The sequence below is a fragment of the Alphaproteobacteria bacterium genome (assembly GCA_033344895.1).
In the GTDB taxonomy this organism is placed as follows: domain Bacteria; phylum Pseudomonadota; class Alphaproteobacteria; order UBA8366; family Aestuariispiraceae; genus Pacificispira.
Genome location: JAWPMN010000001.1, coordinates 1,154,708 through 1,179,112, shown reverse-complemented (window position 1 = coordinate 1,179,112; position 24,405 = coordinate 1,154,708). Strand labels below are relative to the sequence as shown.

Annotated in this window: 24 protein-coding genes; 7 read left to right on the top strand and 17 right to left on the bottom strand. The window is 63.2% G+C overall.

The window, feature by feature from the left end:
• Window positions 1–2 precede the first annotated feature (2 nt).
• Together R8L07_05755 and R8L07_05750 are read right to left on the bottom strand one after the other, a co-directional pair.
• Window positions 3–506: a RecX family transcriptional regulator gene (locus R8L07_05755; GenBank protein ID MDW3205031.1), complete on the bottom strand. Its 504-nt coding sequence runs from the start codon at window positions 504–506 to the stop codon at window positions 3–5.
• Window positions 507–857: 351 nt separating this feature from the next.
• Window positions 858–1,619 (bottom strand): MOSC domain-containing protein, encoded by a 762-nt coding sequence (locus tag R8L07_05750; protein MDW3205030.1) that lies wholly within the window; start codon window positions 1,617–1,619, stop codon window positions 858–860.
• Between the two features lie 153 nt (window positions 1,620–1,772).
• Here R8L07_05750 and R8L07_05745 point away from each other — a divergent pair, with 153 nt between their 5' ends.
• A complete protein-coding gene (locus R8L07_05745) occupies window positions 1,773–4,142 on the top strand; it encodes an ATP-binding protein (GenBank protein ID MDW3205029.1) in 2,370 nt (789 codons plus the stop codon).
• Window positions 4,143–4,152: 10 nt separating this feature from the next.
• Window positions 4,153–4,740, top strand: a complete 588-nt coding sequence (locus R8L07_05740; protein ID MDW3205028.1) for an SIS domain-containing protein — start codon at window positions 4,153–4,155, stop codon at window positions 4,738–4,740.
• On the opposite strand, the gene speE is transcribed toward R8L07_05740, so the two are convergent.
• The 6 genes from speE to R8L07_05710 form a co-directional block, all read right to left on the bottom strand.
• The gene (gene speE / locus R8L07_05735) at window positions 4,741–5,586 is read right to left on the bottom strand and encodes a polyamine aminopropyltransferase (GenBank protein MDW3205027.1); all 846 of its coding nucleotides are present in this window, start codon (window positions 5,584–5,586) and stop codon (window positions 4,741–4,743) included.
• A gap of 100 nt (window positions 5,587–5,686) precedes the next feature.
• The gene (speD, locus tag R8L07_05730; GenBank protein MDW3205026.1) at window positions 5,687–6,256 is read right to left on the bottom strand and encodes an adenosylmethionine decarboxylase; all 570 of its coding nucleotides are present in this window, start codon (window positions 6,254–6,256) and stop codon (window positions 5,687–5,689) included.
• Between the two features lie 145 nt (window positions 6,257–6,401).
• Window positions 6,402–6,917 (bottom strand): GNAT family N-acetyltransferase, encoded by a 516-nt coding sequence (locus R8L07_05725; protein ID MDW3205025.1) that lies wholly within the window; start codon window positions 6,915–6,917, stop codon window positions 6,402–6,404.
• Window positions 6,914–7,567 (bottom strand): hypothetical protein, encoded by a 654-nt coding sequence (locus R8L07_05720; protein ID MDW3205024.1) that lies wholly within the window; start codon window positions 7,565–7,567, stop codon window positions 6,914–6,916. Before R8L07_05720 ends, R8L07_05725 begins: the two co-directional genes overlap by 4 nt.
• A gap of 11 nt (window positions 7,568–7,578) precedes the next feature.
• Window positions 7,579–9,405: a translational GTPase TypA gene (gene typA, locus R8L07_05715; GenBank protein ID MDW3205023.1), complete on the bottom strand. Its 1,827-nt coding sequence runs from the start codon at window positions 9,403–9,405 to the stop codon at window positions 7,579–7,581.
• Between the two features lie 20 nt (window positions 9,406–9,425).
• The gene (locus R8L07_05710) at window positions 9,426–10,154 is read right to left on the bottom strand and encodes a type 1 glutamine amidotransferase (GenBank protein ID MDW3205022.1); all 729 of its coding nucleotides are present in this window, start codon (window positions 10,152–10,154) and stop codon (window positions 9,426–9,428) included.
• A gap of 183 nt (window positions 10,155–10,337) precedes the next feature.
• Between R8L07_05710 and R8L07_05705 the strand changes: the two genes are divergently transcribed.
• Together R8L07_05705 and R8L07_05700 are read left to right on the top strand one after the other, a co-directional pair.
• Window positions 10,338–10,916, top strand: coding sequence for an NAD(P)H-dependent oxidoreductase (locus tag R8L07_05705; GenBank protein MDW3205021.1), 579 nt, complete (start codon window positions 10,338–10,340; stop codon window positions 10,914–10,916).
• Between the two features lie 13 nt (window positions 10,917–10,929).
• The gene (locus tag R8L07_05700; GenBank protein ID MDW3205020.1) at window positions 10,930–11,670 is read left to right on the top strand and encodes an SAM-dependent chlorinase/fluorinase; all 741 of its coding nucleotides are present in this window, start codon (window positions 10,930–10,932) and stop codon (window positions 11,668–11,670) included.
• A gap of 627 nt (window positions 11,671–12,297) precedes the next feature.
• Here R8L07_05700 and R8L07_05695 read toward each other — a convergent pair.
• The 4 genes from R8L07_05695 to R8L07_05680 form a co-directional block, all read right to left on the bottom strand.
• Entirely contained in the window at window positions 12,298–13,602 is a 1,305-nt protein-coding gene (locus tag R8L07_05695; GenBank protein ID MDW3205019.1) for a hydroxyacid-oxoacid transhydrogenase, read from the bottom strand.
• An 84-nt stretch (window positions 13,603–13,686) separates the two neighbouring features.
• A complete protein-coding gene (locus R8L07_05690; GenBank protein MDW3205018.1) occupies window positions 13,687–14,100 on the bottom strand; it encodes a DCC1-like thiol-disulfide oxidoreductase family protein in 414 nt (137 codons plus the stop codon).
• Between the two features lie 73 nt (window positions 14,101–14,173).
• The gene (locus tag R8L07_05685; protein ID MDW3205017.1) at window positions 14,174–14,584 is read right to left on the bottom strand and encodes a DUF2000 family protein; all 411 of its coding nucleotides are present in this window, start codon (window positions 14,582–14,584) and stop codon (window positions 14,174–14,176) included.
• A 4-nt stretch (window positions 14,585–14,588) separates the two neighbouring features.
• Window positions 14,589–14,975, bottom strand: a complete 387-nt coding sequence (locus R8L07_05680; GenBank protein MDW3205016.1) for a cupin domain-containing protein — start codon at window positions 14,973–14,975, stop codon at window positions 14,589–14,591.
• A gap of 124 nt (window positions 14,976–15,099) precedes the next feature.
• Here R8L07_05680 and R8L07_05675 point away from each other — a divergent pair, with 124 nt between their 5' ends.
• Together R8L07_05675 and R8L07_05670 are read left to right on the top strand one after the other, a co-directional pair.
• Window positions 15,100–15,915 (top strand): AraC family transcriptional regulator, encoded by an 816-nt coding sequence (locus tag R8L07_05675; GenBank protein ID MDW3205015.1) that lies wholly within the window; start codon window positions 15,100–15,102, stop codon window positions 15,913–15,915.
• A gap of 666 nt (window positions 15,916–16,581) precedes the next feature.
• The gene (locus tag R8L07_05670) at window positions 16,582–17,202 is read left to right on the top strand and encodes a DJ-1/PfpI family protein (protein ID MDW3205014.1); all 621 of its coding nucleotides are present in this window, start codon (window positions 16,582–16,584) and stop codon (window positions 17,200–17,202) included.
• Window positions 17,203–17,220: 18 nt separating this feature from the next.
• Here the strand turns inward: R8L07_05670 and dnaJ are convergent, their stop codons facing one another.
• Both dnaJ and dnaK read right to left on the bottom strand, forming a co-directional pair.
• Complete coding sequence (dnaJ, locus tag R8L07_05665; GenBank protein ID MDW3205013.1) at window positions 17,221–18,375, bottom strand: molecular chaperone DnaJ; 1,155 nt, start codon at window positions 18,373–18,375, stop codon at window positions 17,221–17,223.
• Window positions 18,376–18,445: 70 nt separating this feature from the next.
• Window positions 18,446–20,371, bottom strand: coding sequence for a molecular chaperone DnaK (dnaK, locus tag R8L07_05660; protein MDW3205012.1), 1,926 nt, complete (start codon window positions 20,369–20,371; stop codon window positions 18,446–18,448).
• A 280-nt stretch (window positions 20,372–20,651) separates the two neighbouring features.
• Between dnaK and R8L07_05655 the strand changes: the two genes are divergently transcribed.
• Complete coding sequence (locus R8L07_05655) at window positions 20,652–21,173, top strand: hypothetical protein (protein MDW3205011.1); 522 nt, start codon at window positions 20,652–20,654, stop codon at window positions 21,171–21,173.
• Between the two features lie 6 nt (window positions 21,174–21,179).
• Here R8L07_05655 and prmC read toward each other — a convergent pair whose 3' ends face one another.
• From prmC to hemA, 3 genes are read right to left on the bottom strand one after another with little or no spacing between them, the layout of a single operon-like run.
• Window positions 21,180–22,025, bottom strand: coding sequence for a peptide chain release factor N(5)-glutamine methyltransferase (gene prmC, locus R8L07_05650; protein ID MDW3205010.1), 846 nt, complete (start codon window positions 22,023–22,025; stop codon window positions 21,180–21,182).
• On the bottom strand, window positions 22,022–23,104 hold the full coding sequence (gene prfA, locus R8L07_05645) for a peptide chain release factor 1 (GenBank protein ID MDW3205009.1): 1,083 nt from the start codon (window positions 23,102–23,104) through the stop codon (window positions 22,022–22,024). The genes prmC and prfA overlap by 4 nt, the downstream gene beginning before the upstream one ends.
• Complete coding sequence (gene hemA / locus R8L07_05640) at window positions 23,101–24,405, bottom strand: glutamyl-tRNA reductase (protein ID MDW3205008.1); 1,305 nt, start codon at window positions 24,403–24,405, stop codon at window positions 23,101–23,103. Before hemA ends, prfA begins: the two co-directional genes overlap by 4 nt.

The window sequence follows — 24,405 nt, the reverse complement described above, 5'->3', positions numbered from 1 at the left end:
GGTCAAAATTCGTCCTCCTGCAGCACATCGTCCGGTTCGTTGGCTTCGATGACCTTACGGGCGATGTCATATGAAAAGCCCTGGCGTCCCAATGCGGCCAGATCCCGTTCCCGATTGGACTCGCGATTCTCCATCGAGCGCCAGGGGCCGATCCGCCGTCGGCGGGCATAGTTCACGGCGGCCCGCAGATCGGTCTGCGATCCAACTTCGTCTCGCAACGCGTCCAGGGCAGCGCTGACCGTGTCTTCGTCGACCCCTTTCAGGGACAGGGCCTGACGGATGGCGCGTGAGGATTTGCCTTGTCGGTGCAGGCTGGCGGCCCTGGCTGTCGAGTAGGCCTTGTCGTCCAGCAATCCGGCCCGCCGGTACCGGTCGATCAGGTCCGATACCGACTTTTCGCCAGCCGCCGGGTCGGTGTCGTGCAGTTCGGCCGAGCGATAGACCCGCCGCATCAGTACCCGGCGCAGGTTCTCCGCGCTGCTGGCATAGCGTTCGAGATAGTGCAAAGCGGCCTTTTCCAGCCGCTCCGGCGTCGCGGGCCTCGGGCCGCGCTTGGGAGGTTTCTTTTTTGAATTATTTTCTTCTGTCATTTCAATAGGTTATCAGAAAAATCGGCCTGATGTGAGAATTTTTTTCAGGGGCTGTGATTGCCGTCACATCAGATTCCGGGAAGCCGTCTTACATTGAGGATGTGACGACGGCGAAGCCAAAAGGCGACGCGGTCGAGGAGTTCCGGAAGACCTGGGCCAAAATCCTGCCCCTCCCATCCGGCTCGGGTCTATCGGGGTAAGGCGGCGACGGAAATGATCCGTCGCCGCCGTTTTTTTTTGGTTCAGGAAAATCCGTCGGACAGACGCTCAGACGAGTTCAATCGGATCGCCGGGCCGGATCGTTCCCCCCATGATCACCTTGGCATGAACGCCGCAGTCGATATGACCGAAACCCTTGCGCAGGCTCAGTGGGATGTTCATGTCGACGTCGCCGGTCGTCGGGTTGACGTTGGTCGCGGCGCAGCGGTCGATCCGCATCAGGATTTCCAGGACGCATTCGCCGACCCTGATGCGCTTGCCGACCCAGTCGAATTCCTGCCACGGTTTCAGCCCGTCGACATAGAGATTGCCCCGGAATCGCATCAGGTCGACAGGTTCACGCGTTACCCGTTCGATATCACTGACGCTGGCCCGGTTGATGATGGAAACCTTCGCCTCCTCCATATCGGTGAACTGTACCTCATGCGGGGCTTCGACAATCTTCGGATTGCCGCGCGGACCGCTGGGCATGAAGCTGTTCAGAAAGGTCTGCAACAGGGTCCGTCCGGTCGGGTCGTCCAGGCGGCCGCGGCTGATCTGCTTGCCCTTTCGGAAGATCGTTAGGGTACGCGTCTCTTCCTCGAAGGAGGTTTCCAGTTGCGCCAGTTTCTCGTCACGCGCCAGACACAGGAAATTCGCCTTTTTCGCCCAAACCGGTGCCGCGGCATCGACCGTGCTGGAATCATGAACGATGGCCCAGTTCCGGTCGAACGGAAGGCCGAGCCCCATGGTCAGCGAGACCGATTCCAGTCGATCCGGCCCCATACCCTTCACCGGGTAGCGAAAAATGTCTGTCAGCGTCATCGTCATGGCGCGGAAGAGTATCGGAAGTCGTCCGGCTGGCAAGTCCGGATCGGCGTACTGGATACGGGGCTTTCGCGCCCCCACATCGATTCATAGGATGGAAAGCAAACATACGGGAAGACGGGCTGTATCGACCCGTCCGGATCGAAGGGAAACAGGATGTCCGCACGGGAGGTGAAAGCCGACAAGGTCGGAATTCCGCGCTTCAAGTGGAAGGCCCGCAAACAGGCCCAGATTTTCGATCTGTCCAGTCACGAACGGGCCCGCGATGCCCTTGAGTTCGGGCTCAATACCGCCGATCAGGGTTTCAACATATTCGTTCTGGGCCCTGATCGTGCCGGTCGCATGACCGAGACGCTGGATTACATCCGGCAGACGCTGAGCCACCGGCCACCCGCACCGGACTGGGTCTATCTGAACAACTTCAAACGTACCCACCGGCCGAAACCCTATCGACTGCCCGCGGGAACCGGCCGCCGCCTGCGCGATGCGATGGAAGGGTTCGTCGCGGGCCTGCGAGCGGCGCTGAAACAGACCTTTGAGGGCGACAGCTATCAGGCCGATGTGAAATCCGTGCATCAGCGGGCCGCAGCCGAAGCGGAGGGTGCGATGGCGGCCTTGCGCGCCGATGCGGCGGATGCGGGGCTGGGCATCTTTCAGGGTGAGCATGGCCCGATCATTGCGCCCGCTGATCCGAATGGCAGCCCGGTCGCCTTCGAGGCGATCCCGGCGGAGGAGCGTGATGCCAAGACCCGGGCCGCGCAGGCCATCGCCGAACGGCTGAACGCGATCAATGCCCAGGCGGCGAAGGAGCGCGCGGCCCTGGTCGAGCGTGTGGCGGAAATCACCCGGGACGCGGCGCGCGACACCTGCAAGACCTTGCTGCAGCCTCTGGTCGACAGCTTTGGCGGACATGGTCTGAACCGCTGGTTCGTCGCATTGGAACAGGACATTCTCGAGAATCTGCGGGCCTTCGGACCGGCGCAGGACATGAAGGGCCGCCCCAATCTGGCGGAACCGCCGGAACGGCGTTACGCGGTCAATTTGCTGGTCGACAATGGAGATCTGACGCATCCGCCCATCGTGCTGGAATCGACTCCGAGCTACGGGCACCTGTTCGGACGCATCGAATACCGGCCGGGCCAGAGCCATCTGGAAACCGACTTCACGCTGATCCGCGCCGGTGCCCTGCATCGCGCCAATGGCGGTGTGCTGGTGCTTCGTGCGGATGCCCTGGCGGCGGATCCGATGGCCTGGCCCGCCCTGATCGGCGCCTTGCGTGACGGTCAGGTGCGGATCGAGGAACCGCACCGCCAGGCGGCTCTGCCTGTGATTGGCGCGCCGTCGCCAAAGGCGATCGATTTGAATCTGAAGGTGGTGATCGTCGGCACGCCTGCGATCTACTATGGCGGCTATTCCCGGTCGCCGGACTTCCAGACCCTGTTCAAGGTAAAGGCCGACATCGCCCAGGACATGCCGGCCAGCGCGGCCAATCTGGCCGTCTACGGCACCGTCCTGCGCGACAGGGTGAAGGGCTGTACCGGACGCAGTGTCGACGACGGCGCGATCAGTTATTTGCTGGGCATGGCCACGCGGTGGAACGGCGACCGGACCCGGCTGAGCGCGCAGATCGAGCGGCTGGACGATATCGTGATCGAAGCGGCGGCCCGGAATCCGGACAAGAAGAAGATCGTCGAGGCCGATCTGGTCGCAGCCCATGCGGCCCAGCTGCGCCGTAACGACCGGATCGAAGGCCATAGTCAGGACATGATCGAACGCGGCACCGTCATGATTGCGACGGATGGCGCTGTGGTCGGCCAGATCAACGCCCTGACCGTGCGTGATATGGGGGATCATGCCTATGGCGGCCCGTCGCGCGTGACGGCGCGGGCCAGTGTCGGGCGGCACGGCGTCCTGAACATCGAACGTCAGGTGGAGATGGGCGGCCCGATCCAGCAGAAGGGCGCCATGGTTCTTCAGGGCTATCTGTCCGGTCTGTTCGCCCGTTCCGCGCCGCTGTCCTTCAACTGTTCCATCACTTTCGAACAGAATTACGGCGGGGTAGAGGGCGACAGCGCCTCCCTTGCGGAGTTGATTGCCGTTCTTTCCGATTTGGCGGGTATTCCGTTACGGCAGGATCTGGCGATTACCGGATCGGTCAATCAGCGCGGCGAATCACAGGCCGTCGGGGGCGTGCATCACAAGGTCGAGGGTTTCTTCAAGGCCTGCCGCCGACGCAAGCTGACCGGGAAGCAGGGTGTCCTGGTGCCGTTGGCCAATGCGGACAGTCTTGTGGTCGACGACGAAACCGCCGCCGCCATCCGTGACGGCATGTTCCACCTCTATACGATCCGCCATGTCGATGACGCTCTGGCGCTGTTCAGCGGCCTGAAGGCCGGCAAACCCAATGCCTCGGGCGTTTATCCGGAAGGCAGCTTCTACGGATGGGTCCAGCGTCAGCTCCATGCCTTCGACGATGCCCTGTTCCGGCGCGAAGCCGCGCTTGTCCGGGCGGGGGAGGCGGAGTAACGTCCGCGCCATGACGATCAGCGAGACCTTTTTCGACGACGAATTCGCGGAACATGCTTCCGTCCTGGCCCGGACGCATGAGGCCTGCCGCGCGGAGATGCAGAAGATGCTGTCGGTCTGGGCCGGGTGCGTCCGGCGTGGCGGCAAGATCCTGTTCTTCGGCAATGGCGGCAGTGCGGGGGATGCCCAGCACCTGGCAACGGAACTGTCCGTTCGCTACAAGAAGGACCGTGCTCCGATCGCGTCGCTGGCGCTGACCGTCGATACGTCGACCCTGACGGCGGCGGGCAATGATCTGGGCTTCGAAAACATCTTCGCCCGTCAGGTGGCGGCCATCGGTCGGGCCGGCGATGTCGCCGTCGGAATATCGACCTCCGGCAAGAGCCCGAACGTCACCAAGGCACTGGAAGTCGCCCGCGACAAGGGGCTGACCGCCGCCGCCTTTGCCGGTCGGGACGGCGGGGACCTAGTCGGCCTTGCGGATCCGCTGATCATTGTGCCGTCGGAAACGACCGCCCGGATTCAGGAAATGCACATTCTGATCGGTCAGATCCTGTGCGGCGCGCTGGAGATCGAACTCGGTCTCGTTTCCGCCTGATCACTTCATCAGATCGAGAACGGTCTTCGGCAGCGCGAAACTGCCGGCATGCAGTTCCGGCGTGACATAGCGCGTCTCGATCCCGGCATTCTTGTAGCGCCGCGCCAGTTCGTCGACCGGCAACTGCCGCAGCATGCCGTTATCCGTAGCCCAGCCGAAAGTCATGTCGCCGCCCTGATAGGTCGGCACCGCGGCACGATAGAAGTGAACGTCGTTGAAGCTTTTCTTCAGGCGGCTGTAGGAATTCGTAACTTCCTCCGGCTGCACGAAGGGCACGCCGTTCTGGGTCACCAGAATGCCGCCGTCGGTCAGGCAGCGTTTGCAGTCGGCGTAGAATTCGGCGGTAAACAGGACCGCCCCCGGACCGATCGGGTCGGTGGAGTCAACGATGATGACGTCGAACCGGTCGTCCGTGTCCTTCACAAACTGCGCACCGTCGGTAATGACCAGATTCAGGCGCGGATTGTCGAAGGCGCCGGCCGAATGGTTCGGCAGATGCTCAGCGCAGAAATCGACGACCGCCCGATCGATCTCGACCATGGTAACCGCTGCGTCCGGATGCTTCAGGGCTTCGCGCGCCATGCCGCCGTCACCGCCGCCAATGATCAGTACCTTGCGGGCATCGCCATGGGCCAGCATCGGTACATGGGCCAGCATTTCGTGATAGACGAACTCGTCGCCTTCCGTGGTCTGGACCACACCATCCAGGCACATGACGCGACCGAAACGGGCGTTCTCGAAGATGATGAGATCCTGAAGGTCCGACTTGTCGCGATACAGAACCTTGTCCATCGACAGGCCCTGCCGGAATTCAGGATGAAGGGTTTCTTCAAACCATTCGGTCATCGTCTACTCCCGTATCTGCAAAACGAAGCGGTACAAAAAGAAGCGGTCCGGGCAATGCTACCGCCATGCCCGACCGTTCGATACCATGAAACTGTGTCGCTTAGGAAACGCGACCCCGGCGCACGTCGTCGACCTGGACATTCTCGGTGCAGAAACCGCGTTTCAGCACGTCGATCGCCTTATGCGGTTCACTGTCGCCGCACATGAAGACATCCAGGGCGGCGTAGCCCATTTCCGGCCAGGTGTGGATCGAGATATGGCTCTCGGCCAGCACCAGAACACCGGACACGCCTTCCGGGTTGAAGCGATGCAGATGGCAATGCAGCAGGGTTGCCCCGGCCACTTCCACGCATTCCTTCAGCGTCTCTTCGATATGGTCGATATCGTCCAGATTCTGACCGTTCCAGACGTCGATCAGAAGATGGGTTCCCGCATAGACCATGCCATCGCGTTTGATGAAATGGTCCAATCGCCCGTCCTGCGAAGGGAAGGGGATTACGGTGGCTTCGTTTACTGCGCCCTTGTCCTCATGGGAGTCGCTTTGGAACTTGTCCGCGGCCGTCCCCAGTCGGGAAAGAGCGATGTCGTCACGCGGCATCGGCGTCTCTCCTACCAGTAGATGTTCCGCCCCGACCCGTTCCAGGGAACGACCCTCTTGCGACCGCTTCATGCGGCCGTCGTGATCGGGATTGGCCGGGTTATGCCTCGAATTGATTTCACTGCATAGGGAAATTTGAACGGGCGCTCATGACCTCATGCCAATGCAGCCATGCACAAAACGCATTGGTGTTTTGTGAGGGTTGGAAATCCGGTTTTTAGTTGGGAAGGCGATAGATGATGTGGGTTTTGTTGCGGTTTCCGGTGTGGGTGAAGCGCCGTGTTTCCGCCATTCCCAGGGCTTCGGCAGTACGTCGGGACGGGATGTTATCTTCCGCCATATGGCAGACGATATTGTTCAGTCCCAGTATCTCGGTGCCATAATGCAGGGCCGCGGCGGCTGCTTCCTTTCCATAGCCCTGACCGTGATGCGGGGCCTGAAGAATGTATCCAAGGTCGGTGACCGCTTCGCCGTCCAGTTCTGTCGGAACCAGTCCGCAATCCCCCAGAACGAGCCCGTCGGCCCGACGTTCGACCGCCCAGCGCCCCAACCGATCCTCTTGCCAGCATTGCAGGGCCCGTTCCAGCCAGTGGCGGACATCGTCCGCGTCGAATGGCTCGGGCCAGTGTTTCATGGTGATGGGGTCGGTCAGAAGGGTCGACAGTCGGGGCTGATCTGCAAGGGTCCAGGGGCGCAGGATCAATCGTTCGGTTGTCGCGACAGTCTCTCTCATTTTGCGAGCGCCAATGCGGCCTCCACGCCGAGACGGGGAGACGCGTAGACCGGCAGGCCGAGATCCGAGAGCAACGGGCCGGCAACAGCCATGGACGCCTGCGCCAGGACGATGCAGCCGGCGGAGGGCGTGTCGGCGACCGTGCTTCTGACCCGGTCCGCGATGGCCTCGGCAAAACCGTTCCGGTCCCCTGCCTCGAAATGTTGCCAGGCCTCGGCGCAAAGACACAGGACCCGGTCGCGATCCCGCCCGGCCGCTGCAAAGGCGTCGTCCAGCAGCGCCAGCGTCGTTTCCCGCGTGCTGTCGAGGCACAGGGCGACGACGGCGGTACCGGGGGTCGCCGCGGCCTTGGCCATGAGCGGGCGGTCGATGCGCAGGATTCGCCGGTCGGTTTGCGACAGGGCGTCGGCCACCGGCCCCAGGGTGGAGCAGGTACACAGGACTGCGTCTGCCTGTGCCGATAGGGCGGTGAGGCGATCGGTGACGGTGGCATGCAGGCCGGGGCCCAGGCCGTCCTGCCGTGCCCGGTCCAGCCATTCCGGATGAATGGCATGGACCTGTTCCGCATCCGGCGCCAATTCGGCGATCAGGTCGCGGAAAGTCGGCTCATGAACCGATGCTGTGTGCAGGAAGGCGATCCTGGGCGCCATGGCCCCTCCAATCAGACCATTTCCGCTTCGCGCCGGCGCTTGTCGCGTTTGCGCTCATGCGGGTCCAGCAATGCCTTGCGCAGGCGGATCGACTGCGGCGTGACCTCGACGCGCTCATCGTCCTGAATATAGGCTAGGGCCTCCTCCAGCGTCCGGCGGATCGGCGGGGTCAGCTTGATCGCATCATCCTTGCCCGACGCGCGGAAGTTGGTCAGTTGCTTGGCCTTCAGCGGGTTCACTTCCAGGTCCTGGCCCTTGTTGTGTTCTCCTAGGATCATGCCGGAATAGACCGGGTCGCCCGGATCGACGAACAGTGGCCCGCGTTCCTCCAGATTGTACAGTGCATAGGGGACGGCCGTACCCTGTTCGGCGGAAATCAACACACCGGCACGGCGACCCGGAATCGGACCCTTGTAAGGGGCGAAGCCCTTGAACATCCGCGACAGGATGCCGGTGCCGCGCGTGTCGGCCAGGAATTCGCCCTGATATCCGATCAGGCCGCGCGACGGGATCTCGAAAACGATGCGGGTCTTGCCGCCGCCGGACGGGTGCATCTCCTGCATCTCGCCCTTGCGCAGGCCCAGCTTTTCGACGACGACGCCGGCGAATTCCTCGTCAACGTCGATCTGCGCTTCCTCAATCGGCTCAATGCGGTTGCCGTTCTCATCTTCCCGGAACAGGACACGCGGCGGGCCCACGGTCAGTTCGAAGCCTTCGCGGCGCAGCGTTTCCAGCAGCACGCCCAGCTGCAACTCGCCGCGCCCGGCGACCTCATAGGCGTCCTTCTCGGCGCTTTCGGTGACGCGGATCGCGACATTGCTTTCCGCCTCGCGCATCAGGCGGTCGCCGATCATGCGTCCGGTCAACTTGTCGCCCTCGCGACCGGCCAGCGGGCTGTCATTGACCGATACGGTCATGGCCATGGTGGGCGGCGCAATCGGACGGCCCGGCACCGGTTCGGTGACGGACGGGTCGCAGATCGTATCGGCCACGGTGGCGACGGTCATGCCGGCGATTGCGACGATATCGCCGGCGCTGGCGTGCTCCACCGGCTCCCGTTTCAGGCCACGGAAGGCCAGCAGTTTTGTCAGGCGTCCGGTTTCCAGCGTCTTGCCGTTGCGACCCAGACCCTTGACCGTGCGATTCACGGCGATGGAGCCGGATTCGATGCGCCCCGTCAGGATACGACCCAGATAGGGGTCGCTTTCGAGCGTCGTCACCAGCATGCGGAAAGGACCGTCCGCATCGGCGACCGGGGCCGATACCTTGTCCAGCACGGTTTCGAACAGCGGCGTCAGATCGGTGCGATCGTCCTCCAGGCCGCGCGCAGCCCAGCCCTGTTTGGCGGAAGCGTAGAGCACCGGGAAGTCGAGCTGATCTTCATTCGCGTCCAGGGCGACAAACAGATCGAACACCTGATCGATCACCCAGTCGGGGCGGGCGTCCGGCTTGTCGACCTTGTTGATGACAACGATCGGCTTCAGGCCCAGCTCCAGCGCCTTGATGGTGACGAACTTGGTTTGCGGCATCGGGCCTTCGGCCGCGTCGACCAGCAGCACCACCCCGTCGACCATGGACAGGATGCGTTCCACTTCGCCCCCGAAATCGGCGTGACCGGGGGTGTCGACGATGTTGATGCGGGTGCCCTTCCATTCGACGGAGGTGCATTTCGCCAGGATCGTGATCCCGCGTTCCTTCTCCAGATCGTTGGAATCCATCGCCCGTTCGGCGATCTGCTGATGCGACTGCACCGCGCCGGACTGGGTCAGAAGCTTGTCGACCATGGTGGTCTTGCCGTGGTCGACATGGGCAATAATGGCAATGTTGCGAAGGTCCATTGGGCGGTCCTTGAGAAGGCTCAGGCTTTGAGCGTGTGTGTCAGAAAGGCGCCGATCCAGGCGGCGACGCGGTCGGCGTCGGGCGCGCGCGGCGTATCAACGATTGTCTGCATCGCTGCGTCGATGCGTTCCGCACCAATGCGTTCGCGGCGCAGGGTGTAAAGGTCCCCGACATAGCCGCTGGGCATTTCCGGGTGGCTTTGCAGGGTCAGGATCCGGTCACCGATTGCCAGCATGGCGTTCGGGCAGAAGTCGCTGCCGGCCAGCACCTGGGCGCCGGGGGGCGGTTCCGTCACCTGATCCTGATGGGATACATAGGTGTCGAATTCGATATCGCCACCTTCGGGCAACCATTCCGGCCGGTTCTTCAGCGCATAGCGATGTGCGCCAACGCCCCAGCCCTTGTCGGACTTGACCGCCTTTCCGCCGAGCACTTCCGAAATCAGCTGATGGCCGAAGCATATACCGACCATCGGCACCCCGGCATCGGCGACCGCACGGGCGAAATCCTTCAGTGTTGCGATCCAGGGATCCGGATCATAAACGCCATAGGCGCTGCCCGTGATCAGCCAGGCGTCGCAGTCTACGGCGGAATCCGGGAATTCGCTGTCGATCACTGCATAGGTGACGATTTCCGTCTCCGCCGGCAGGTGCGGGCGAAGCAGGTCAGCGAACATGGCCGGATAACGGCCATGGGTTTCGTCCAGCGGCGCGGGTGGACGTCCGGCTTCAAGAATGCCGAGGCGCATCGCGAGGATCCCAAGATTGTCTACGATGTGTGCGTTGCGCGGCTTTTAGACCTTTGCGGACGATCCGTCCAGCCGCGTGGGGCCATCGGTGCCGCTCCGGGACTTGCCGGAATTCCTGTCCTTCCTAACTAGGTGAGGGTCACCAAACGCACATGAACTCGAACGGACAGGGGAATCGACCATATGCCGACCGTGAAACTGCTTGCCTTCGCCGGCAGCGCCCGACGCGACTCGATGAACAAGAAGGTTCTGAAGACCGCGGTTGCCGGTGCTCGTGAGGCGGGGGCGGAAGTAACCGTGATCGACCTTCGGGACTATCCCATGCCGCTGGTGGACGAGGACCTGGAGGCCGCGGAAGGCCTGCCGGAGAACGGTGCGAAACTGCAGGCCTTGTTCGGTGCGCATCACGGTCTGCTGCTGGCCTGCCCCGAATACAACAGTTCGATCACGCCCTTGTTGAAGAACACAATCGACTGGGTATCGCGCCCGGGACCGAACGGCCCTGGCAGTCAGTATCTGCGCGGCAAGACGGCAGGGTTGATCTCCGCATCGGCCGGGGCGCTGGGCGGCCTGCGGGGGCTGGTCCACGTCCGGGCGATCCTGGGCAATATCGGCATGACCGTCATTCCGAACCAGGTCGCGGTCAGCGGGGCCAAGAAAATTCTGGCGGAAGACGGATCGATTACCGACCCGGACCGGGAAAAGCAGGTTAAAGCCGTCGGGGCGACCTTGGCGGAGGTGACGGGGAAGCTGATCGCCTGATAGACTGCGCCGCATGACGGCACCGATCTTTCTGTTTACCGATTTCCGAACCGACGGTCCCTATGTCGGCCAGATGCACGGCGCAATCTACGCCACCTGGCCGGAGGCGCGGATCGTCGATCTGATGCACGATGCGCCGGCCATGGACCCAATGGCGTCCTCCTATCTGCTGGCCGCGGTCTTGGAAGACTTGCCGGCGGACGCCATGGTCGTGGCCGTGGTTGATCCGGGTGTCGGCAGCGCCCGCGAGGCCCTGCTGGTCGAGGCGGATGACCGCTGCCTGATCGGTCCGGATAACGGGTTGTTCGAGATCGCCCTGCGCCGGGCGTCCCGTGTCGCGCGGTTTACCCTGCAATGGCGACCGGAACGCCTGTCGGCCAGTTTCCACGGCCGCGACCTGTTCGCGCCCGCGGCCGCGCGATGGGCGATGGGGCGCAAACCCGCCTGTGTGCCGGCCATGCCCAATCCGCCATCCCGTCCCGGTGCGGACTGGCCCGATGATCTGGCCCAGATTCTCTACATCGACGGATACGGCAATGCGATGACGGGGCTGCGAGCATTGGCCCTTAAAGACCCGGTGCGGGTCACCCTGCCGGACGGGACGTCACCGCCGCGGGCGCGCACCTTCTCGGACGTGCCGGAGCGGTTCGGTTTCTGGTATGAAAACAGTCTGGGACTGGTCGAGATCGCCGTGAATGGCGGCAGTGCGGCGGAAAAATACGGTCTGCGTGTCGGCGACACGATCGAGATCTGATCCCGAAACGAAAAACGCATCCGTCCATTCCGCGGTGTGCGGTGTCGAACGGATGCGTTTTTCGTGTTTCGTCCCGCTGCCGGATTGGCGCGGGCCGTAGTCCAAAAAGCGAAACCGCCCGAAATCGGGCGGTCGCGATGCCCGGCGTCAGACGCCGGGATACCTTTTTACGCCGCGATGGAAGGCTCGTTCCACGCGCTGGTCTGCTTGCAGTTCGAGCAGACGCGTTCACCCGGCCAGGAGCTCTTGAACTCGGTCCGGCACATCAGGCACTTGCGCGTTTTCGCTTCGTATTTCCGGTCAGATTCCGGTTTTTTATTCTTGCTAGAATCGCTCATATTTCCATCCATGTGATCTGTTAGCGTCAATCACCGGCCGCTTATATAGCTCAGGCCTGTTTGAAAAACCACTGTCACATTCACAATTCAGACAGAAATTTAATGCATAGCTCGCGGATTCAGCCGTGCAACTTGCGCAACCCCCTGGAATCCAAGCGGGAAACAGAAATCCGGCTGCAATCGTGCACCAAAGTGCGGCGGATTGTCTCGATTTCGGCGGATTTCGCATGTGTGGCCTTACTGTCGAGCTCGCACGACGTGCCGAAATCGAAACGATCTGCTGCAATCGTTACCAGTAGCGCAGCGCATCCCGAAACAGGCCGCGCAATTCGGCTTCCGCCACCGGCAGAGGGGCGTTGTCCAGCAATCGGCGTTGCGGGGCGGCCTTTGCGACCAGATTGTCCAGGTCGTCGTCGGTATAGCCGACACCGCTCAATCCGTTGGGAACCCCTGTTGCGCGCATCATGATTTCGATCCGGTCGGCCAGGGCGTCGCCGGGCGGCAGGTCACCCAGTTCCTCGGCGGTCGCTCCCATGGCTTCGGCCCCCATGCGGTGGCGTTCCGGGCAGGCCGGGCCGGTCATGCGGAACACGGCAGGGGCATTGACGATGACACTGATCCCGTGCGGCACCAGCGGATGGTTCGACGGCCAGCCTTCAGCCTGATAGTCCCGGACCAACCCGGCCACGGCATAGGACATGGCATGCGGCACGTGACAGCCGGCATTGCCGAAACCGATCCCGGCCAGCATCCCGGCGAACATCAGGGCCTCGTAATCCTCGTCCGACGGGTCGTTCACGGCGCCGACCAGATGCCCGCCGACCAGCCGGATCGCCTCCTGGCAGGCAATGTCGGAATAGGGGTTGGCGCCCTGGCTCAGCGGCCGCTTGCTCGGATCGGCGGGTTTTGCACGATGCGTGAACGGGCGGGCCGTCAGGCTCTCGAAGGCATGGGTGAAGACGTCGAACCCGTTTGCGGCCAGAACGAGCTTCGGCAGGCTGGCAAGATTGGCCGGATCCAGCACCCCCAGCGACGGACGCAGGCGCGGACTGGCAATGCCGGTCTTTGCCTCCATTTCCAGAAAGTCGAAAACGGCGATGCCGGTACATTCCGACGCCGTGCCGAAGGTCGTCGGGCAGGCGATATGCGGCTTCAGCGGCCCTGGAACAGGCTTCGCCTGACCCACCGGTGCATTCACATAGGCCAGAAAATCGTCGGGATAGGTGCTGTAGAGATTGGCGGCCTTCGCCGTATCAATGACCGACCCGCCACCGACAGAAATGAACCCGTCGAACCCGCCGTCGACCGCGAATTGTGTCCCGGCCTTGAAGGATTGATCCGTCGGTTCGACCTCGGTTTCCGTATAGACATCGAAAGCCAGCCCGGCGGCGCGCAGGGACTCCACGACATCCCGCATCGCCGGCAGGTCCTTGACCCATTTGTCAGTATAGACCGCAACCTTGGTCATGCCGAGGCCGAGCGCGTCCTGGCCGACTTCCTTCAGGCTGCCACTGCCGAACTTGATCTTGGGCGCCTCGACGGTGAATGCGGTGTCGCCCGTTTCGGTGGGCATGAAATACGGTGACAGGGCCATGTCGGCGTCTCCCTGGAAAGGTCTGTTCTTTATCTTGCCGGGGAGGGTAGCGGCACCGGGACCGATCTGGCAATGCGGTGCGGGCTACAGGAAGCGGGTGCGCAACTCCGGTGGCGGCACAAGGCAGGAATCCCGCCGCCCGAACCAGGCATAGCGGTTGCGCGCCACCCGATCATAGATCCAGTCCCGCATCGTCCGCGGCACGATCCGCAGAAACGACAGCCAGCGGACCGGCGCCCGCATCCGGGCCAGCACCGCCAGGGCAGCGTCGGACCTGACATGCAGGACCTGGCCATTGGGACCGGTCTCCAGCAGGAAGTTCGTGTCCCAATCGGTCAGGGGCAGTCCCAGTTCCGCCAGAAGTGCCTGCCCTGCATCGCTCTGCGCCGCGACGAAGCGGATTTCAGGGGCCCGTTCCCATCTCAAAATGAACCGGACCCAGCGCGAACAGAGGACGCAATCGCTGTCGAACAGAAGGATCGAATTCGTCTGATGCATCACGGCTGCCTCATGCTTGCGCCTGAAATGTAGGGTATCCGAAGTGACGCGGAAGGTCCCGGGCCAGAATGCCTCAGGGGTGGCGCTTCAGACCATTGATCACCTTGTCGACTGCCTTGCGCGGGCCGTGGATCGCAACCCCCACGAGGTCCAGCGCGTCCGCCGCCACGGCGGCGACGGCGGCACGGTTGGCATCATCATGATCGGTCGAGAACATCTCCACGGTATAGATCGCGGGCGTCAGGCCCCGGTCGACGGCGCGGCGGCGGGTGCGTTGCAGGGTCTCCGCCGTTCCTGCCAGCACGAAGATCGGTTCGCGGATCAGGGGGGCGTAGTCCGTCCCGTCGGCATCGGCATAGGCCGCGCCGAGGATGTTTGGGTCGCGCCCGGCCAAACCGCCGGCCAGGAAGGCAGTGACGTTCAACCCCTGCCAGGGCAGCAGATCGTCCCGGATGACGATGGCCAATTTGGTGTCGAAATGCATCGGCTCAGCCTTCCTGAACAAGGGTGGCGATCTGACTTTCGACGAATTTCGACAAGGGGCTGTCCACCGTGCCGGTATGCAGGGTCCCGGCCGGTTCGACGAACATCGCCCAAGCCTCTTCCGGCGCATAGGGGTGATGCCAGACGCCGCGCGGGGTGACATGGCATTGCCCGGCGGTCATCACCGCCTCGCTGCCGTCGTCGTATCGCAGGCAGAACGTCCCTTTCAGGACAAAGAAGAATTCGTCTTCCTTCTCGTGATTATGACGCACGAACCCGCCCTTCAACTTGGCCAGTTTGACATATTGCCCATTGGCCAGCGCCACGACGCGCGGCGAATAATATTCCGTGATCTGAGCGAACTCCTGATCGAGTGTGAGAACGGGGTTCATGGCATCCTTTCCCGAATGGCCGGTCGCCGGGCGGCGCGGTCTCTGCTAGCGTTGCGGGATGGAGTCTACGCAGCACGATTTCTCGGGTCTTGAACGTTCGTGCGGGCCGGAGGGACAGGACTGGGTGCGCATCGCGCCCGGCGACGGGCCCGGTGGCCCGGAACGGATTGAGGCGTGCTTCGGCGGTCAGGCCTATGCGCCGCACCGCCACGACACCTATGCGATCGGCGTGACCCTGAACGGGGTTCAGTCCTTCACCTATCGCGGTGTGGAGCGGAACAGTCTGGCCGGAAATACCATTGTGCTGCATCCGGACGAACTGCATGACGGCCGATCCGGCGCGGAGGGCGGTTTCCGGTACCGCATGCTCTATATTGACCCCGACGCAGTTCGGGAGGCCCTGCCCGATGCGGACCGCAGCCTGCCATTCGTCGGGGAATGCATTTCCCGGGATCCGGCGCTTCGCGCCGCCGCCACCACGGCCCTGCAGGATATCGACCAGACGAAGACGGGACTGGAATGGGCATCGGACATCGCCGATATCGCCCAGGCACTGGCGCGGCTCGATCCCGCGACGGCGCCGCGCCGTGTCGGGCCTGCGGATGTCGAGGCTGTGCGCCGGGCGAAACAGGCGATGCTGAACTCGCTGGACCAGGATCTCGCGATGGGGGATCTGGAAAGCATCACCGGCCAGTCCCGTTTCGCCCTGGCCCGCCATTTCCGCGCCGTCAGCGGCATCAGCCCGCATCGCTGGCTGGTCATGCGCCGCCTCGACCGCGCCCGCGCTGCGCTGCAGACCGGCGCCACCCTCTCCTCCGCCGCCGCCGAGGCCAGTTTCGCCGACCAGGCCCACATGACCCGCCACTTCAAGAACGCCTTCGGCATGACGCCGGGCGCGTGGCGGGAGCGGTTAAACTACTTGGCAAGCAAGAAACCTTAAGCCGGTTAGATGACGAGACTCGTTTGCATACATATTGCGGTTCTGTTGCTGGCGGCATGCGGCGTTCCATCAAAGGACGATGGTTCGGTCAATTTTACCGGGGCAGGGGCAATTAGGCTGACGTCCTCGGCTCTAAAAAGCTACGAATACTACTTTCGACACCGCCAAGGGTTGGATTTTGTAATAACTGAAGACGGAACGCGCGGGTTCTACTCCTACTGCACGTCCGCATCATCGTTCCAATGTGCAGACCCAGACGCGATAGAACTTTTGAAACATTGTGAGGAACGCACGTCGAGTCCGTGCAAAGTGTTTGCGCGGGACAAAAAGATTGTCTGGCAAAACCCGGGGAACTGGCGGACTGAAATCCAGCCAAGTGTGTTGCATTACTATCATGACTGGCGCGGCTTTCCGGTCCGTCCAGAATAAGCAGCGTGCGCCACTTAGGGCATTGTAAGTGCTAAACTTAACGAGTTCGCCCCGAGTTTCTGCACGGTAAGTTCAACATATATGCTGCCCGATCATCGCTGCGGAGGCTGGAGCAGGCAGCGCAGGATGTATCGGCTTGGGGCTGGGTTGTCCGCACACAATTCAGGCGTTGCAACAGGACGCCTTTGGTTGGATTGTTCCGTATCCGCGCCGTTCTAAATCGCCAGCGGAGTATCCATGCAGATCGCCATCCTGACCTTTGACGGGTTCAATGAACTGGATTCCTTCATCGCCTCCGGCATCCTAAACCGGATGCGCGGAAAGGGCTGGAAGGCCCATATCACCTGTCCCGAAGCCGAAGTGACATCCATGAATGGGGTGACGGTTCGGGCCGAAAAGCCGCTGGAATTCGCCGGCGAAGCCGACGCGGTCCTGTTCGGCAGCGGCATGAAGACGCGAGACGTCGCGCAGACGCCTGCGATTCTGGACCGGATCAGGCTGGACCCGGCGCGGCAACTGATCGGCGCGCAATGTTCGGGGACGCTGTTGCTGGCGAAGCTCGGCTTGCTGGGCGGCCGTCCGGCCTGCACCGATCTGACGACCAAACCCTGGGTGATCGAAGCCGGCGTGGATGTGTTGAATCAGCCATTCCACGCGGATGGCAATATCGCGACGGCGGGGGGCTGTCTTGCGTCGCAGTATCTCGCAACCTGGGTATTGATGGCGGGCGCGTCCAGAGAAGAGGCCGAAAGCGCGATCCACTATGTCGCCCCGGTCGGCCAGAAAGACGAGTATGTCGCCCGCGCGATCGGGACGGTGGAACCCTTTGTCTCGACAGGAGTTCGGGCGGCGGAATAGTCGCGCCGCCCGATTTTCCTATTCGGTCAGGTCATCCCAGAATTCCTTGACCTTGGCGAAGAAGCCGTCGGTTTCGGGGCTGGTATTCTTGCCCTTGCCCTCGTCTCGGAATTCCTTGAGCAGCTCTTTCTGGCGCTTGGTCAGGTTGACCGGGGTTTCGACGGCCAGTTCGATATACATGTCGCCGCGGGATTCGCTGCGCAGGACGGGCATGCCCTTGCCGCGCAGGCGGAAACGCTGGCCGGTCTGGGTGCCGTCGGGCACCTTCACCTTGGCACGGCCGCCGTCGATGGTCGGGACCTCGATCTCGCCGCCCAGGGCCGCGTCGGCCATGGAGATCGGCACGCGGCAGAACAGGTTCTCGCCCTCGCGTTCGAACAGGCGGTGCGGGCGGATCGACAGGAAGATATAGAGATCGCCCGGCGGTGCGCCGCGCAGACCCGCCTCGCCCTCGCCGGAAAGACGGATACGGGTGCCTTCCTCCACCCCTTTCGGGATGTTGACCTGCAAGGTCTTGTCCTTGTGCATCCGGCCGGATCCGGAGCATTTGCGGCAGGGCTTGTCGATCACCTGGCCCTGGCCCAGACAGGACGGGCAGGTCCGTTCGATGGTGAAGAAGCCCTGGCTGGCGCGGACCTTGCCGTCGCCGCCGCAGGTGCCGCAATTGACCGGTTGCGCGCCGTCTTCCGCGCCGCTGCCGTCGCAGGAATCGCAGGTGACCGCGGTCGGTACCTTGATTTCGACCTGACGGCCGTTGAACGCGTCTTCCAGCCCGATTTCCAGGTTATAGCGCTGGTCCGCGCCGCGGGACGCACGTTGTCCACCCCGGCCACGGCCACCGCCGCCACCCATGAAATCGCCGAACATCTCTTCGAAGATATCGGTGAATCCGCCGAATCCGGCACCGCCGCCGGCATTGCGGAACCCGCCGCCACCCATGCCACCTTGTTCAAAGGCGTCATGACCGAACCGGTCATAGGCGGCGCGCTTCTGCTCGTCCTTCAGGACTTCATAGGCTTCGCCGACTTCCTTGAACTTGGCTTCGGCCTCGGCATCGCCCGGATTGCGGTCCGGGTGATACTGCATGGCCAGCTTGCGGTAGGCCTTTTTCAGCTCGTCCGCGGACGCGCCCTTCTGAAGGCCCAGCGTTTCGTAGTAGTCGCGTTTGGACATAATCCCCTCCCGTCGAAGGTTCGGCCCCGCCACTCCTCATGGGAAGGCGGGGCCGGTCCTCGTTTATCGGTTAGGACTTGTCCTTCTTGTCGTCGTCGACTTCCTCGAAGTCGGCGTCGACGACGCTCTCTTCCTGGCCGCCGGTCGACGATGCGCCCGCATCGGCATCGGCGTCGTCCCCGCCTTCCGCCTGGGCCGCCTTGTACATGGCTTCGCCCAGTTTCATCGAGGCCTGGGTCAGGGCTTCGGTCTTGGCCTTGATCTCTTCCAGATCTTCACCGTCCTTGACCTCCTTCAGTTCGGTCAGGGCGGTTTCGATCGCCGACTTGTCTTCGCCGGACAGTGCATCGCCATGATCGGACAGGGCCTTTTCCGTGGTGTGGACGGCGCTGTCGGCCGCGTTGCGGGCCTCGACCAGTTCTTTGCGCTTCTTGTCGGATTCGGCGTTCGCCTCGGCGTCCTGGACCATCTGGTTGATTTCGTCATCGGACAGGCCGCCGGACGCCTGAATGCGGATCTGCTGCTCCTTGCCGGTGCCCTTGTCCTTGGCCGAGACGTTGACGATGCCGTTGGCGTCGATGTCGAAGGTGACTTCGATCTGCGGCATGCCGCGCGGTGCCGGCGGAATGCCGACCAGGTCGAACTGACCCAGCAGCTTGTTGTCCGCGGCCATTTCGCGTTCGCCCTGGAACACGCGGATCGTCACCGCCGACTGGTTGTCCTCTGCGGTCGAGAAGACCTGGGACTTCTTGGTCGGGATCGTCGTGTTGCGGTCGATCAGGCGGGTGAAGACGCCGCCCAGGGTTTCGATACCCAGCGACAGCGGGGTGACGTCCAGCAGCAGAACGTCCTTGACGTCGCCCTGCAGCACGCCGGCCTGGATCGCGGCGCCGATGGCAACGACCTCGTCCGGGTTCACGCCACGGTGCGGCTCACGGCCGAAGAATTCCTTCACCGTTTCGATGACCTTCGGCATGCGGGTCATGCCACCGACCAGGATGACCTCGTCGATTTCAGACGCCTTCAGGCCGGCATCCTTCAGCGCGGCCTTGCACGGGCCGACGGTGCGCTGCACCAGATCGCCGACAAGGCTTTCCAGTTTGGACCGGCTCAGCTTGATGTTCAGGTGCTTCGGACCGGAGGAATCGGCCGTGATGAACGGCAGGTTCACGTCGGTCTGTGTCGCGGAAGACAGTTCTATCTTCGCCTTCTCGGCGGCCTCCTTCAGGCGCTGCAGGGCCATGCGGTCGTCGCGCAGGTCGATGCCCTGTTCCTTTTTGAACTCGTCGGCCAGGTAATCGATGATCGCCTGGTCGAAATCCTCACCGCCGAGGAAGGTGTCGCCGTTGGTCGACTTCACTTCGAAGACGCCGTCACCGATTTCCAGGATCGACACGTCGAAGGTGCCGCCGCCCAGGTCGTAGACGGCGATCGTGCCGGTGCCCTTCTTCTCCAGCCCGTAGGCGAGCGCGGCGGCGGTCGGTTCGTTGATGATGCGCAGGACTTCCAGCCCGGCGATCTTGCCGGCATCCTTGGTGGCCTGGCGCTGGCTGTCGTTGAAATAGGCCGGAACCGTAATGACGGCCTTGTCGACATCCTCGCCCAGATACCCTTCGGCGGTTTCCTTCATCTTCTGAAGGACCATGGCCGAGATCTGCGAGGGCGCGTAGCTTTCGCCGCGCACTTCAACCCAGGCGTCGCCGGCGTCGGATTTGATGATCTTGAACGGCGCGTTCTTGATGTCCTTCTTCACTTCTGCATCGGTGAAGCGGCGGCCGATCAGGCGCTTGATGGCATACAGCGTGTTTTCCGGGTTGGTGACCGCCTGGCGCTTCGCGGACGAGCCGACCAGCCGTTCGCCGTCTTCGGCGAAGGCGACCATGGACGGGGTGGTGCGCGCGCCTTCGGCGTTTTCGATCACCTTGGCATTGGAGCCTTCCATGACAGCCACGCAGGAGTTGGTGGTGCCCAAGTCGATACCGATAACCTTACCCATATGCACTTCCTCCATTCATAAGCGGGCATCGCGAAGCCTGAGATTCAGCGCCATGCCGGATGCCCCTTTCGGGTCGGGATGGCCGCCGGGGCCGCATGTGTCGGGCCGGGCGGGAGTTTCCGCAGCGTATATAGGCACATGGCCCTGTCCCTGCAACCGCCCCGCTGTCCCGTTTGGCCCCGATTTGCCCGGATTTTTTGCCACAGGACCACTCTGGGTCGTTTGCAACGCATTCAAACAATGGTAACTACGGTATCGATGTAGGAGTGGAGAGGGCAGGTTGGTCAGTCACTATCTCGACGGGACCGTCCGGGAAGTCTTGCCGGATGCCGCCGTCAGCCACGGCATCCGTATCGTGGAAACACCAAATCCGCGTCACTGGTCGAAAAGGCAATGTGCCTTTTCGGAATGGTATGGGCGCAATGCCGGTGTCGGCGGGCTGCTGCCGGCCAACATACCCATCGATGAGATGGCCGTCGAATTCGGCTATATCCACAAACTTGTTCTCGGTCGTGACGGCAGTGACTTCCAATACCGGATTTACGGCAGCCGGGTCGCGGAGGCCGCCAATCTGGACATGCAGGGGCGCTGGGTTTCCGATCACATGCCGCCCCACCGCGAAGTGTTTCTGGAACATTACCTGGGAATGATCGTTCACCCCCGGCTCTATGTCGGCCAGGTGCATCTGGCGGGGGATGGCCTCAAGACGCCGCGCTGGCGCCGCGCCGACGCGCCCTTCGGAACGGACAAGGACGGCGTGACCGGCATCATCGTCATGGCGGTTCCGGAAAGTCGGGACTGAACGGATCTAGCCTGGCGCCCGCGCGGTCACGACCCGGTCGCGGTCCCCGGAGTCGCGGATGACGCGCATCGATGTAAAGCCGACAGCGGCGAAGAGTGCCGGGACCGTTTCACCCTGATCCCAGCCGATCTCCAGGCTCAGCAAGGCTCCGGGTTTCAGCACCCGGACGGCATCCTTGGCGATGGCGCGATAGGCGTCGAGGCCGTCTGCGCCGCCATCGAGCGCCAGGGCCGGATCGTGATCGCGCACGGCCGGGTCCAGATCGCGCAGCACGCCATGGACGATATAGGGCGGGTTCGAAATCAGGATATCCAGCGACCCGGTCGCCAGGGGCTCCGACCAGTTTCCCCGAACCAGGTGCGTCCGATCCGCCAGACCGAGCCGCACCGCGTTCTCCCGGGCCACCTGTACGGCGCCGTGGGATAGGTCGACACCGATCCCGCTCCAGGCCGGACGCTCCGAAAGAAGAGAGAGCAGCAGGCATCCCGTGCCGGTCCCCAGATCGGCGATCCGGGTCGTCGTCTGATCGGTCCGGTCCAGAACCGCGTCGACCAGAACCTCGCTGTCGATCCGGGGATCCAGGGTGTCCCCGGTCACACGGAATGTCAGATCGCGAAATGTGCGAAATCCGGTGATACGGCTTGCCGGCTCGCCGGCTGCACGGCGTGTGATCCAGTCATGATATGCGGCGGCCTGCGCCAGCGGCTGATCCGGATCGGTGATCATCTGGGTGGGTGTCAGTCCGGTCAGGTCGCTCAGCAGATGCCGCGCCTCCCAGGCCGCACCCGGAATGCCCGACTCTTCAAGCCGTCGCGCGGCGGCCCGCAGGGCGGCCCCGACCGTTTCGGTCACCCGGCCTCTCCCAACTCTGCCAGTTGCGCGGTCTGGTCTTCGAGGATCAGCGCGTCGAGGATTTCGTCGACGGCTTCCCCCGCCATCATCCGGTCCAGCTTGTAGAGGGTCAGGTTGATGCGATGATCCGTCACCCGGCCTTGCGGGAAGTTGTAGGTGCGGATGCGGCCCGACCGGTCGCCGGTGCCGACCATGGATTTGCGGTCTGCGGCGCGTTCGCTGTCTACCCGTTCACGCTCCATGTCATAGAGCTTCGCCATCAGGACCTTCATCGCCTTCGCGCGGTTCTTGTGCTGGGACTTCTCGTCCTGGCAGGTCACGACGGTGTTGGTCGGGATATGGGTGATGCGGATGGCGCTGTCCGTCGTGTTGACGTGCTGCCCGCCCGCCCCCTGGGAGCGGTAGGTGTCAACGCGCAGGTCCGACTCGTTGATCTCGACATCAACCTCTTCGGCCTCCGGCAGAACCGCGACGGTCGCGGCAGAGGTGTGAATGCGTCCGCCGCTTTCCGTTTCCGGCACGCGCTGAACCCGATGGGTGCCGGACTCGAATTTCAGCCGTCCATAGGCGCCGGCACCGGTGACGGATGCGGTGACCTGGCTGAACCCGCCGATCTCGGTTTCCGATGCTTCCAGGACTTCGATCTGCCAGCCGCGTAGCCCGCAATACCGTTGATACATCCGCAACAGATCGCCGGCGAACAAAGCCGCCTCGTCGCCACCGGTCCCGGCGCGGATCTCGACGATGCAACTGCGCCGGTCCGCTTCGTCCTTGGGCAGCAGCAGCAGTTTCAGTTCCTGCTCCAGTTCCGGCAGCCTCTCGTCCAGCGTGTCCAGTTCGTCGCGGGCGAGGTCCCGCATTTCCTTGTCGCTGTCCGGATCTTCGATCATCGCGGCCAGGTCGTCCCGCTCGGCCAGGGCATCGCGGAAGGCCTGTGCCTTTTCCACGATCGGCGACAGTTCGGCATACTCCATGGACACAGCCTGGAACTCGGATGCCTCCATGTTGCCCCCGGCCATACGGTCGGACAGTTCCTGATGCCGGTGCATGACCCGGTCAATATTGTCGGTCCAGCTCATTTCTGTACCTTGTCATCTTCCTGAATTTTCAGATCGAACAACCGCTCCAGAACGCGGTTCACGGTAATCGTATCGCGCAGGTCCGCCGCGCCGCCCTCGCCGGCGATGACGCGCAGTCTTTCGCTCGGCTCGTGCAGCAGGCGATTGACCAGCAGGCGCGTCGCCTCCTCCGCCCCTGCATTGGGATGGCGGGACAGGATCTCATCCCGCAGCCGGTCGAAGTGATCGCGCAGCGCAACCACACCCGGCACGCCCTCGCGCTCCGCCTGGGCCCGGCGCCAGTCGGACAAGGCGGCTTCGACCATGGCTTCCGCTTCACGGGCTTCGGCCTTGCGGTCCAGCTGTCCCTTTTCGGCCAGACGCTCAATGTCCTGCAGGGTGTACAGAAAGGCATCGGAAAGAGTGTCGACGGCCGGGTCGATGTCCGACGGTATGCCGGCATCGACGATCAGGATCGGCTTGGACCGCCGCAACTCCAGCGCCTGGGCAACATCCGCACGATCCACCAGATAACGTCCCTGTCCCGCGGCGGTGATGACGATGTCCGACACCGACAGGGCTTCCGCCAGTTCGTCGAAGGGGCGGAAGGGCAGATGCCGTCTCGCGGCCTCCCGTTCCGTCCGGCGCGACGGGCCCGTCAGGTTCAGGACACCGATGCCGGCGCGCTGAAACTGCTCCGCAATCAGCCAGCCCGTCTCTCCCAGGCCGATCAGCAGGGCCCGACAATGCGGGATGTCGCCATGCAGGTCTTGAGCAACCTTCACCGCAGCGGCGGCGGCGGATACCGCGCCTTCGCCGATCCGCGTCGTGCTGCGCACCCGTTTCGCCAGTGCCAGCGCCGACTGCGACAGGCGGTCGAGTTCGCCGGTCAGAACCCCGGCGTCGGACGCGGCCTGAACCGAGTCCTTGAACTGTCCCAGAATCTGGGACTCGCCGACCATCTGGCTGTCCAGCGCGCAGGCAATGCGAAAGACATGTCGGACCGCATCGATATCGTAGTGACGATAAAAGATTCCAGGCGGGGCGGTGCCATCCAGCCGCTCGCGCAGGATCGCCTCCGCCGCGCGGCAGGCCGTTTCCGGGTCCGGGGCGGCGCCGACGATTTCCACCCGATCACAGGTTGACAGGGCCAGCAGTGCCGATTGCCCGGAACCGCGGGCCCGGCCCAACAGATCGGGCAGGGCCTTCGGTTCGATGAAAAGGCGATCGCGAATCCGGGAATCGGCCGTGCGGAAGCTGACACCGACCGCATAGGGTCGATCGGGAGGCGCGGCAGCGCTATGGGCGGCGTCCTCCCGCAA

Excerpts from the sequence above, each read along its gene's own strand:
- R8L07_05750 (MDW3205030.1), bottom strand. The coding sequence starts at position 1,619 with ATGACGATGACGCTGACAGACATTTTTCGCTACCCGGTGAAGGGTATG.
- R8L07_05745 (MDW3205029.1), top strand. The coding sequence starts at position 1,773 with ATGTCCGCACGGGAGGTGAAAGCCGACAAGGTCGGAATTCCGCGCTTC.
- R8L07_05740 (MDW3205028.1), top strand. The coding sequence starts at position 4,153 with ATGACGATCAGCGAGACCTTTTTCGACGACGAATTCGCGGAACATGCT.
- speE (MDW3205027.1), bottom strand. The coding sequence starts at position 5,586 with ATGACCGAATGGTTTGAAGAAACCCTTCATCCTGAATTCCGGCAGGGC.
- speD (MDW3205026.1), bottom strand. The coding sequence starts at position 6,256 with ATGAAGCGGTCGCAAGAGGGTCGTTCCCTGGAACGGGTCGGGGCGGAA.
- R8L07_05725 (MDW3205025.1), bottom strand. The coding sequence starts at position 6,917 with ATGAGAGAGACTGTCGCGACAACCGAACGATTGATCCTGCGCCCCTGG.
- R8L07_05720 (MDW3205024.1), bottom strand. The coding sequence starts at position 7,567 with ATGGCGCCCAGGATCGCCTTCCTGCACACAGCATCGGTTCATGAGCCG.
- typA (MDW3205023.1), bottom strand. The coding sequence starts at position 9,405 with ATGGACCTTCGCAACATTGCCATTATTGCCCATGTCGACCACGGCAAG.
- R8L07_05710 (MDW3205022.1), bottom strand. The coding sequence starts at position 10,154 with ATGCGCCTCGGCATTCTTGAAGCCGGACGTCCACCCGCGCCGCTGGAC.
- R8L07_05705 (MDW3205021.1), top strand. The coding sequence starts at position 10,338 with ATGCCGACCGTGAAACTGCTTGCCTTCGCCGGCAGCGCCCGACGCGAC.
- R8L07_05700 (MDW3205020.1), top strand. The coding sequence starts at position 10,930 with ATGACGGCACCGATCTTTCTGTTTACCGATTTCCGAACCGACGGTCCC.
- R8L07_05695 (MDW3205019.1), bottom strand. The coding sequence starts at position 13,602 with ATGGCCCTGTCACCGTATTTCATGCCCACCGAAACGGGCGACACCGCA.
- R8L07_05690 (MDW3205018.1), bottom strand. The coding sequence starts at position 14,100 with ATGCATCAGACGAATTCGATCCTTCTGTTCGACAGCGATTGCGTCCTC.
- R8L07_05685 (MDW3205017.1), bottom strand. The coding sequence starts at position 14,584 with ATGCATTTCGACACCAAATTGGCCATCGTCATCCGGGACGATCTGCTG.
- R8L07_05680 (MDW3205016.1), bottom strand. The coding sequence starts at position 14,975 with ATGAACCCCGTTCTCACACTCGATCAGGAGTTCGCTCAGATCACGGAA.
- R8L07_05670 (MDW3205014.1), top strand. The coding sequence starts at position 16,582 with ATGCAGATCGCCATCCTGACCTTTGACGGGTTCAATGAACTGGATTCC.
- dnaJ (MDW3205013.1), bottom strand. The coding sequence starts at position 18,375 with ATGTCCAAACGCGACTACTACGAAACGCTGGGCCTTCAGAAGGGCGCG.
- dnaK (MDW3205012.1), bottom strand. The coding sequence starts at position 20,371 with ATGGGTAAGGTTATCGGTATCGACTTGGGCACCACCAACTCCTGCGTG.
- prfA (MDW3205009.1), bottom strand. The coding sequence starts at position 23,104 with ATGAGCTGGACCGACAATATTGACCGGGTCATGCACCGGCATCAGGAA.